This is a genomic window from Klebsiella sp. 10-1, assembly GCF_009758445.1.
GTDB lineage: Bacteria > Pseudomonadota > Gammaproteobacteria > Enterobacterales > Enterobacteriaceae > Klebsiella > Klebsiella scottii.
In genome coordinates this window covers 382,362-392,541 of record NZ_WQRE01000005.1, presented here as the reverse complement: position 1 = coordinate 392,541, position 10,180 = coordinate 382,362, and the positions used below count along the sequence as shown (strand labels likewise).

Here is a 10,180-nt window from a genome sequence, read left to right as displayed (position 1 = left end):
CGCTAAAGAAACCGCGCGAGTCGAGGCACTCAAGCTTGCCGACTTTGCGTCCGGTTTTCGGTTCAATCACCCACACGTCGGTGGCATCGGGTAATAATGCGCGTACTTCCAGCCCGGCATCGGTGGCATGCATGCCAAGCACGGAAAAAGGGTCCGCAAAATGACCGGCAATAAGCGCATTAATCACGTCTCTATCAATATGATTAGACATGGTTTCATCCTGTTGTAAGTGCCGCCCTTTCCTGTATCTGGCGACTTTTTTTGACCTGAACGGCGCAGCACGCTGTGCATCCCTCTGCTCCGTCCCACCTTCAGGCAAGGAAACGTCGTTCCTTACTAAAGCATAGCCAAGGCTTTCTTACCCCCGTTGAGAAAAATCAAACATCCGCGTTTACTCCTTGTATTACGCAAAAAAAGGGGGTGTCAGACACCCCCTTTATTGTTCATCCTGTGTTTACGCTAGCTGTCGCAGCATGCGTCGTAGCGGCTCGGCGGCGCCCCACAACAGCTGGTCGCCGACGGTAAAGGCCGAGAGATACTCCGGCCCCATATTCAGCTTGCGCAGGCGACCAACCGGAGTCGTCAGGGTGCCGGTCACGGCAGCCGGAGTCAGCTCGCGCATGGTGATGTCACGATCGTTAGGTACCACTTTCGCCCACGGGTTATGCGCCGCCAGCAGCTCCTCAACGGTCGGGATGGAAACGTCTTTTTTCAGCTTGATGGTGAACGCCTGGCTGTGGCAGCGCAGCGCGCCAACGCGCACGCAAAGGCCGTCAACCGGAATAGCCGCGGAGGTGGCGAGGATCTTGTTCGTCTCCGCCTGGCCCTTCCACTCTTCACGGCTCTGGCCGTTATCGAGCTGTTTGTCGATCCACGGGATCAGGCTACCGGCCAGCGGTACGCCAAAGTTGTCCACCGCCAGATCGCCGCTGCGGGTTAACGAGGTGACTTTGCGCTCAATATCCAGAATCGCGGAGGCCGGATTTGCCAGCTCCGTCGCGACGTGACCGTGCAGCTGGCCCATCTGGGTCAGCAGTTCACGCATATGGCGCGCGCCGCCGCCGGAGGCCGCCTGGTAGGTCGCCACGCTGACCCACTCGACTAAATCCTGAGCAAACAGGCCGCCGAGGGACATCAGCATCAGGCTGACGGTACAGTTGCCGCCGACGAAAGTCTTCACGCCATTATTCAGGCCGGCGGTAATCACGTCCTGGTTAACCGGGTCAAGAATAATGATCGCGTCATCCTTCATGCGCAGCGAAGAGGCCGCATCAATCCAGTAACCCTGCCAGCCGCTTTCACGCAGCTTCGGATATACGTCATTGGTATAATCGCCGCCCTGGCATGTCACGATAATATCCAGCGCCTTCAGTGCTTCCAGGTCAAACGCGTCCTGAAGCGTACCGCCGGTGCTGCCACCGAATGATGGAGCAGGCTGCCCCAGCTGGGAGGTGGAGAAAAAAACGGGGCGGATGGCGTCGAAATCGCGCTCTTCAACCATGCGTTGCATGAGTACAGAGCCGACCATTCCGCGCCAGCCGATAAAACCAACATTTTTCATAACGTATTTCCTGGGAGATGTGTGCTGTTTGTGCCAAGCCAGTTTCCTACTGGATCATCCCTCACATTACAAAATGCTGCTAAAGTCGCAAGTGAAATTAATCAATGATTGACCGACAATCAGTAAAGCAACTTATCTCATGCGGCATCTGTAGCCATTGGCATTCAGAAAAACCTTAAAGATTATCGGGGAAAGCGCGGCGGAAAGGGAATAATTTCCGCCGCGCTTTTATTGATCTGGATTATGAATTAACGCGGAAAACGGGCCGTTAACCGCAGCGCGGCGAAATCCGGCGAACTCTTGCGGAGCCTGGGATGGTGAGGTGTCAGGCTTTTGTCGTAGCTCTCATTATGCCGCAGAAATGGGCTATTGACGGGGCAGGAGGCGAGGATAAAAACGGCCTCTGCGGTCAGACGAAGAGAACCCGGCATCGCCGCGCCGGGCCCTCTTATTGACGTTTAGCTGAGCAGCGAAAACGCAATCATACCGACGATGGCGCCGGTGGTGCCGAGAATGGTTTCCATCATGGTCCAGGTCTTCAGCGTCTGGGCTTCCGTTGCGCCGGTAAACTTACCGAACAGCCAGAATCCCGCGTCGTTGACGTGGCTCACGACGATTGAACCGCCGGCGATGCAGATGGAAAGAGCTGCCATTTGCGCGCCGCTGTAGTTCAGCTGCTCGATAACCGGCATCACCAGCCCTACCGCCGTTAAGCAGGCGACGGTTGCAGAGCCCTGGATAATACGCACCGCAGCCGCCAGCACGAAGCAGGTAATCGCAATCGGCAGGCCCATCCCGGTCAGCGCTTCGCCGAGCGCCGGGCCGACGCCGGAATCAACCAGCACCTGTTTAAAGACGCCGCCCGCACCGATGACCAGCAGAATAATCCCCGCAGGCTGCAGCGCGTGACCACAGATCTCCATGACGCGGTCTTTCGCCATCCCCTGGCGGTACGCCAGGCCATAAATCGCCACCAGACACGCCACCAGAATCGCGGTGAACGGATGGCCGATAAATTCGAACCATTCATAGGCGCTGGAGCCAACCGGGACAAAGCGCGCGGCGATCGTTTTCAGCCCCACCAGCACCAGCGGCAGAAGGATCAGCGACAGGCTAAAAGCAAACGACGGCATCTTACCTTCGCCCAGGCTCGGCTCGCTGATATCGTCCGGAATATGCAGTTCGACATAGCGGCTGATAAAGTTGCCCCACAGCGGCCCGGCGATAATCATCCCCGGGATCGCGGCGCACAGGCCAATCAGGATCATCCAGCCAAAATCGGCGTGCATTTGCGATGCCAGCAGCATAGGCGCGGGCCCCGGCAGCAGAAATGCCGCAGCGGCGGCTACGCCGGCAAACAGCGGAATGACCAGCTTAACCAGGTTGGTGCCGGTATGGCGCGCCATCGAGAAGGCGACGCTAATCAGCAGTACGATAGCCACTTCGAAAAACAGCGGCAGCGCGCAGATAAGGCCGGCCAGGCCAATGGCGTAATGCGCCCGGCTGTGGCCGAAAGATTTCAGCATCTTAACGGCTATCTGGTCGACGGCGCCGGTTTCATGAAGGATCTTACCGAACATCGCCCCCAGCGCCACGACGATCGCCAGAAAGCCGAGCGTCCCACCCATCCCTTTTTCCATCGTCGCCGCAATTTTATCCAACGGCATCCCGGAAAAGAGACCTGCACCAATAGAAACCACCATCAAAGCCACGAAGGCATGCATACGCGCCTTCATGACTAAAAACAGCAGCAGCAAAACGGAGCCGACTGCTGTTAAAACAAGCGTTAATGTACTCACTAGTTACTGCCTTTGTTGATCACCTCAATGGTGCTCGCGACCACGCCTTCCAGCGATTGATCAATATCGACGATTAACACATCGCCTTCGTCTACGCCGGGCTCTTGCAGGGTTTCAAACTGCGTCACCAGCATCTGGGTTTTGAAGAAGTGACCTTTGCGCGCCTTCAGGCGGCTTTCGATCAGGTCGAAATCACCTTTCAGGTAGACAAAGGAGAGGTTCGGGTTGCCTTTGCGCAGAATGTCGCGATAGCTTTTTTTCAGCGCCGAGCAAACGATAAGCGACACTTTGTTCGTCCGCTGCATGGCGAAGGCGGCATCGTTCAGCGCCTGAAGCCACGGCGTTCGGTCATCGTCATTCAGCGGCTCGCCGGAGGCCATCTTGTTGATATTGCTACGCGGATGCAGAAAGTCGCCATCGAGAAACGCGGCATGCAGCTGATACGCCACTTCGCTGGCGACAGCGGATTTTCCACTACCGGAAACGCCCATCAGGACATAGACGTGGTGATCATGGTTAGTCGTGCTCAAAGCTTCCTCCCACTGGACACATACGCGTCGTCCTTCAGGCCGTTTGGATTCGGAGGTGAACGGGCGCGCGCACAGGTTGATTGTTACGGGTAACTGTTATCGGTAACATTGTCATACCGGACTTATGGAGAAGCAATCACCATTCGTGCCAGAAGTGAATATGTGTGATCTACTTCAAACTTGTCAGTTTAAATAGATCCACCCGGTGACAATGTGAAACCTAAATCTAACATCTTAGGGGTAACGATCTCACCACGAATACGTGCCAGCAGGCGTTCGGCGCCAATGCGCCCCATCCGCTCACGCGGCGTGAGCACGCTGGCAAGGCGCGGCTCCATAACCTGGCCAATATCGTGGCCGTGGAAGCCGGCAATCGCCATATCATCCGGAATTCTTAATCCCAGACGCTGGCACTCAAAGGCCGCGCCGACCGCAAGGTCATCGTTGGTGCAGAAGATCCCGTCAAGCTGCGGATATTCGCGACGCGCCTGACGCATCAGCTCAATCCCCGACGAGTAGGAAGAAGATTGTTCGACCATCACGCTGTACGGCGTCATGCCCGCGTCGTGCATCGCCTGCTCATAGCCCTTCTGCTTGATAATAGTACGTTCATCAAGACGCGCGCCAAGATAGGCCACGTGGCGATGGCCGCGGGCAATAATGGCGGCGGTCATCTGGCGCGCGGCGTCGAAGTTATCAAAACCGACGGCGATATCGAGGCACGGCGAGCGGCTGTCCATCAGCTCGACGACCGGGATGCCGGCGACTTCGATCATTTTCAGCGTCCGCGGCGTGTGGGTACGTTCGGTGAGGATCAGGCCATCGATGTTCCATGAGAGCATCGATTCGAGGCGTTTCTCTTCCATTTCAGGCTTATAGCCGTAGTGCGCCAGCATGGTCTGATAGCCAAAAGCATCGGTGACGCTTTCAATACCGCGCAGCACTTCAGAAAAGACCTGATTGGTTAACGAGGGCAGGAGCACGCCGATGGCGCGGCTGGTGGCGTTGGAGAGAATATCAGGGGCACGATTGGGGATATAACCCAGTTCATCGAGAGCAACGGCAATCTTGCCACGCAGAGCCTCGGAAACCTGTTCCGGGTTACGTAAAAAGCGACTGACCGTCATTTTGGTCACGCCGACAAGATCGGCTACATCCTGAAGTACGGGTCTTTTCTTTTTCATCGTCCTGACTGTGATAAATGGGAGAGATTTTCTCAGTTTATCACGGACAAAGCGCAACCTTCCCGGAGAAAAGCGCGCTAACGACTTTATTTAGCGTTAATGGCCGAAATCGCGCGAGCGGCACCGAAGCCGCTGCGCCAAAAATCCCCGGCCGCGTAAGCGACCGGGTGACCGACAGAAAGCAGGCCTGAGTATTAGACCGGCGGCAGATCGAACAGCAGGATTTCGCTGTCGCTATCGGCGTGAACCGAGATCGCCTGCTCATCCCAAATCGCCAGGCCATCGCTGGTCGTCGCTTTGGTACCGTTGATGGTCACTTCACCTTTCACCACCTGAATCCACACGCGACGCTCCGCGGCAATCTGATGGACCGACTGCTCGTCTTTCAGCAGCGCCCAGCGGTAAAGCTCCATATCCTGATGCACTTTCAGCGAGCCTTCGCGCGCGTCCGGCGACAGCACCAGCTGTTTGCCCTGCAGAGCATCAAACCGGCGCTGCTCATAGCGCGGAGCAATGCCGTTTTCTTCCGGCATAATCCAGATTTGATACAGGTGCAGACGCTCGGTGCTGCTCGGGTTGTATTCCGAGTGACGAACCCCGGTACCGGCGCTCATAATCTGGAATTCACCTGCCGGAACCTGCTCTTTGTTACCCATGCTGTCCTGGTGCTCAACCACCCCTTCCAGCACGTAGGTCAGAATTTCCATATCTTTATGCGGGTGTGTCCCGAAGCCCTGGCCGGCGTCAATCACGTCATCGTTAATGACGCGCAGAGCGGAAAAGCCCATAAAATTGGCGTCGTAATAGTTGGCGAAAGAGAAAGTATGCCAGGAATCGAGCCAGCCATGATTAGCGTGACCGCGTTCGTTAGCTTTGCGTAAGTAGATCATGTTGCACCCCCGTATGTTTTCGATGGAATAAGTGTGGACCCATTCCGGTAACGATCATAGAGGGTGAAAATTGACTCCTCTGTTCAAAAAATATGAATAAGAGCAGAGGAGCTCAGGAAGCTTATTTATCTAAGGTTATCGTGGCCGGCGATGGCTGTCTGAAGCCGCGTTCAAGGATCTCCATATTGGTGAGAACTTCAGTTTCCTTGACGTAATTCTCCGCCCCGTTCACCACGGTCTCGTATAGCGAATCATACACCCGCCCGTAGTCGCCGGGCTCCACCCGCAGATCTTCACGCACGCTCGCGCCGTTATCATCAACGTACTCCAGCAGGCCAATGCTCTCATCTGCCGAAAAGCCCGGCTCACCCGGCATGATATTCGCCTTCAGGCTGGTTTCCTGCTGGTCGATGCCATATTTGATAAATGACCCTTTATGGCCGTGAACGATAAATTTCGGATACGCCAGCTTCACCAGGTGGCTGGTTTTGACAATCGCCTTCAGGTCGCCGTAGAACAGCTGAGCTTCAAAGGTATCATCCGGGTTGGCCTTATTACGCAGGCTGCGGATATCGTACGCCACGCGATCCGGGCGGCCGAGCAGGGAAATGATCTGATCCATCGTATGCACGCCAAGGCCATAAAAAGCGCCATCCTGCGCTAATCCAGGCTGCGTTTCCGCCACCGGGCGATAGAGGTCGAAATGACTTTCAATTTCAACGATCTCACCCAGCTTACCGCTTTCAATCACCTTCTTAGTGGTCAGGAAGCAGGAGTCAAAGCGGCGGTTCTGGTACGGCGTTACCGTCAGCCCCTTGCTTTTTGCCAGCGCAAACAGCTCTTTCGCTTCGGCCAGCGTCGGGGTGAAGGGTTTTTCCACCAGTACGTTCTTCCCTGCTTCCAGCGCGCGTTTCGCGTAGTCAAAGTGGCTGTCGGCATGGGTGCAGACAATCACCAGCTTGACCTGAGGGTCATTGAGTACCTCATCGAGATCGCTGGTGAAGTGGATATGCGAGTACTGCGGCGCCTGCTCTTCCGGCTTCGCGCTACGGCGATAGATATGCGCAACATGCCAGCGGTCTTTGCGGTGCAGGACGTAAGGAAGATGGTAGCGGGTGGTGCTTTTGCCGAATCCAATAAACGCGCAGTGCAGAGTCATAACGCAGTCCTTAGTTGAGGTTTCTGCTCCTAACCATAGCGCACCCCGGTCACGAACTTAACTCTTAACCCACTCAAGATGGTGGAAACGACCGGCAAAAAAAGGCAAAAAAAAAGCCAGCACCTGGCTGGCTAAAGTAATACTGGAAGCAATGTGAGCAATGTCGTGCTTTCAGGCTTTCCGCAAGGGTCTCCCTGAATGCAGGACAATAATAATCATTCTCATTCGCACTTGTCTACTTCTTTTTGCAAAAATTAGCCGTTGACGCGTTTTTTAAAGTCAGGGATGTTGAAAGGGACTAAACGAGCAGATAAAGCCTGATATGCAGGCGCTAAGGAGAAGAGGAATGAGTGAGATAGTGATACGCCACGCCGAACCGCGCGATGCAGAGCCGTTACGTCAGCTGACTGCACACAGCTTCCTCATCCGGCGATGGAAACGTGGCAGGAACGACTACAGCCCCGGCCCAACGGCCACCATCTGGTCGCCAGCATCGACGAGCAGGTCGTCGGACACCTGATGCTAAGCGTTGAAACCCGTCCGCGCCGTAGCCATGTCGCAACCTTCGGCATGAGCGTGGCGGCAAACTTTCACGGACGCGGCGTCGGCAGCGCCCTGATGCGCGAGATGGTAAATCTGTGCGATAACTGGCTACGCGTCGAACGCATTGAATTAACGGTATTTTCTGATAACGACCCCGCCATTGCCGTCTATCGCAAATACGGATTTAGCGTTGAAGGTACCGGGCGTAAATTTGCGCTGCGCAACGGCGAATACGTCGATGCCCTCTTTATGGCGCGCCTGAAAGAGTAGCCCTTCCCAACCCTCTCCCGTTCGGGGAGAGGGTTAAAGATAGCTTAGTATCCGGCGGTTAAATCCCCCGGCGAACGCGGGTCAGATGCGCCATACAGCGTGCCGTCCGGGCCGACCATAATACTTTGCGTACTGCCCATCGCCTCTTTCACCGCTACCTTCTGCCCTCTTTCCGTCAGTAGCTTCAGGGTATCCGGGCTAAAGCCCTTCTCCACCCGCAGCTCATCGGGCAGCCACTGATGATGGAAGCGCGGTGCGTTGGTGGCTTCCGCTACGTTCATCCCAAAATCGATGGAGTTCACCACCATTTGCAGCACGGTCGTGATAATACGGCTGCCGCCAGGGCTGCCGGTGACCAGCCAGGTTTTACCATCCTTCACCACAATCGTCGGCGACATTGACGACAGCGGGCGTTTTTGCGGCCCGACGGCGTTGGCGTCACCGCCCACCAACCCGTAAACGTTGGGCACGCCGGGCTTCGCCGAGAAATCATCCATCTGATTATTCATTAAGATACCGGAGTTCCCCGCCACAATACCGGTGCCAAAAGTGGTATTCAGCGTGTAGGTCACCGCCACCGCATTGCCGTCTTTATCCACCACCGAAAAGTGGGTGGTCTGATTGCTCTCGTAAGGCGCCAGCTTGCCCGGGCGGATCTGGCTGGAGGGTTTCGCTTTGTTAATATCGATCTGTTCAGCTATCGATTTGGCGTAGGCCTTGCTGGTGAGAGCCTGCCACGGAACCTTGACAAAATCCGGGTCGCCAAGATACTCCGAGCGATCGGCATAGGCGTGCTTCTCCGCTTCCGCCATCACCTGCATGGCGTCCGCGCTGCCGAAGCCGAACTTATGCATATCGAAGTTTTCGAGGATGTTGAGGATCTGCACGATGTGGATCCCCCCGGAGGAAGGCGGCGGCATCGAGAATACCTGGTAGCCGCGATAATCGCCGCTTATCGGCGTGCGTTCTACCGCCCGGTAGCCCGCCAGATCGGCTTTGGTTATCAGCCCGCCGTTTTTTTGCATCTCATCGGCGATCTGATCGGCAATCGCCCCTTTATAAAACGCGTCCGGGCCGTGCTCGGCGATCAGCTCCAGGCTTTTCCCCAGCTGCTTTTGTACCAGCTTGTCGCCCTTTTTCAGCGGCTCACCGTTTTTCCAGAAGATAGCCCGACTGTTGGCGTGGTTCGGGATCACCTCGCTGCCGTAGGTTTTCAGGTCGTCCGCCAGCGCATCGTTTACCGTGAAGCCCTCTTCAGCCAGCTTAATGGCCGGACGAATCACCTTGTTCAGCGGCATCGTGCCGTATTTTTCCAGCGCCAACGAGAAGCCGGCAACGCTGCCCGGCGTGCCGGACGCGAGATGCGAGGTCAGCGACTTTTTACTATCCGGGTTGCCCTGATCGTCGAGGAACATATCGCGGGTCGCCTGCTCCGGCGCCATTTCGCGGAAATCAATGGCCGTCGTTTTACCGTCTTTGGTGCGCAGCATCATAAAACCGCCGCCGCCAATATTGCCCGCCTGAGGGTGCGTGACCGCCAGCGCATAGCCCACGGCAACCGCCGCATCGACGGCATTCCCTCCCTGGCGCAAAATATCCACGCCTACGCGGGTGGCCAGCGCGTCAACCGAAGCCACCATTCCCTGCTGGGCGCGAACCGGGTGAAATACATCCTCTTCAACGCCGTAGGATACGGGAGGCGGTGCGGGGCTTGCGGCGACGGTAAAACTCCCGCCCGCCAGCAGCAGTGCGATGACCGCCTGACGCCAGAATACTGTTGTTCTCATTGCCATACTCCTGAATGTGTTTTTATCCCTGCATAAGTCTGGTTGATAAGTCCTAAAAAATCATTGTTATGCCGGAAAGGAGGTACACTTAAGCGATCCCACGCACGGGAGGAGAGAACAATGAAAGCAATACTATTTCTGGCGGCGCTGATGCCGTTGACCGCCCTGGCACAGCCGCTCAATACCACCAACAATCCCAACCAGCCGGGGTATGTCGTCCCCAGCCAGCAGCGGATGCAAAACCAGATGCAGGTCCAGCAGCAGCAACAGCAGAATATGCTGAAGCAGGATATCCAGAGCCAGACGCGCGCTCAGCAGCAGCATCTTCAGACGCAGCTGAATAACAACCAGCAGCGCGTATCGCAAAGCGGGAATTTGAATCCGTCACAGCAGCAGGTGCTGCCAAACAATAGCGGCGGCATGCTGCCACGACAGACGACCCCGTAAGGGCCGCCTG

Annotated in this window: 9 protein-coding genes and 1 pseudogene; 2 read left to right on the top strand and 8 right to left on the bottom strand. The window is 56.2% G+C overall.

Features of this window, described 5'->3' with window-relative positions; all coding sequences use genetic code 11:
* The 7 genes from GO007_RS19950 to GO007_RS19920 all read right to left on the bottom strand — a co-directional run.
* Positions 1–211 (bottom strand): GlgB N-terminal domain-containing protein (locus tag GO007_RS19950; RefSeq protein ID WP_143350190.1); only part of this gene is annotated, 211 nt, incomplete at its 3' end.
* 243 nt (positions 212–454) lie between these two features.
* Positions 455–1,561, bottom strand: a complete 1,107-nt coding sequence (gene asd / locus GO007_RS19945) for an aspartate-semialdehyde dehydrogenase (protein WP_095102970.1) — start codon at positions 1,559–1,561, stop codon at positions 455–457.
* 458 nt (positions 1,562–2,019) lie between these two features.
* Positions 2,020–3,360 carry a gluconate transporter gene (gntU, locus tag GO007_RS19940; protein WP_095102968.1) on the bottom strand — a complete coding sequence of 447 codons (1,341 nt, stop codon included), beginning with the start codon at positions 3,358–3,360 and terminating at the stop codon, positions 2,020–2,022.
* The gene (gntK, locus tag GO007_RS19935) at positions 3,360–3,890 is read right to left on the bottom strand and encodes a gluconokinase (RefSeq protein WP_095102966.1); all 531 of its coding nucleotides are present in this window, start codon (positions 3,888–3,890) and stop codon (positions 3,360–3,362) included. Before gntK ends, gntU begins: the two co-directional genes overlap by 1 nt.
* Positions 3,891–4,078: 188 nt before the next feature.
* Positions 4,079–5,074: a gluconate operon transcriptional repressor GntR gene (gntR, locus tag GO007_RS19930; protein WP_095102964.1), complete on the bottom strand. Its 996-nt coding sequence runs from the start codon at positions 5,072–5,074 to the stop codon at positions 4,079–4,081.
* A 194-nt stretch (positions 5,075–5,268) separates the two neighbouring features.
* Positions 5,269–5,964 carry a quercetin 2,3-dioxygenase gene (yhhW, locus tag GO007_RS19925; RefSeq protein ID WP_041143039.1) on the bottom strand — a complete coding sequence of 232 codons (696 nt, stop codon included), beginning with the start codon at positions 5,962–5,964 and terminating at the stop codon, positions 5,269–5,271.
* A gap of 121 nt (positions 5,965–6,085) precedes the next feature.
* On the bottom strand, positions 6,086–7,123 hold the full coding sequence (locus GO007_RS19920) for an oxidoreductase (RefSeq protein ID WP_095102962.1): 1,038 nt from the start codon (positions 7,121–7,123) through the stop codon (positions 6,086–6,088).
* A 358-nt stretch (positions 7,124–7,481) separates the two neighbouring features.
* On the opposite strand from GO007_RS19920, the pseudogene GO007_RS19915 reads away from it, so the two are divergent.
* Positions 7,482–7,936: pseudogene (locus GO007_RS19915) on the top strand (GNAT family N-acetyltransferase).
* Positions 7,937–7,980: 44 nt separating this feature from the next.
* Here GO007_RS19915 and ggt read toward each other — a convergent pair.
* Positions 7,981–9,723: a gamma-glutamyltransferase gene (gene ggt / locus GO007_RS19910; protein WP_095102959.1), complete on the bottom strand. Its 1,743-nt coding sequence runs from the start codon at positions 9,721–9,723 to the stop codon at positions 7,981–7,983.
* Positions 9,724–9,843: 120 nt separating this feature from the next.
* Between ggt and GO007_RS19905 the strand changes: the two genes are divergently transcribed.
* Positions 9,844–10,170, top strand: a complete 327-nt coding sequence (locus tag GO007_RS19905; RefSeq protein WP_095102957.1) for a DUF2756 family protein — start codon at positions 9,844–9,846, stop codon at positions 10,168–10,170.
* The last annotated feature ends 10 nt before the right edge of the window (positions 10,171–10,180 follow it).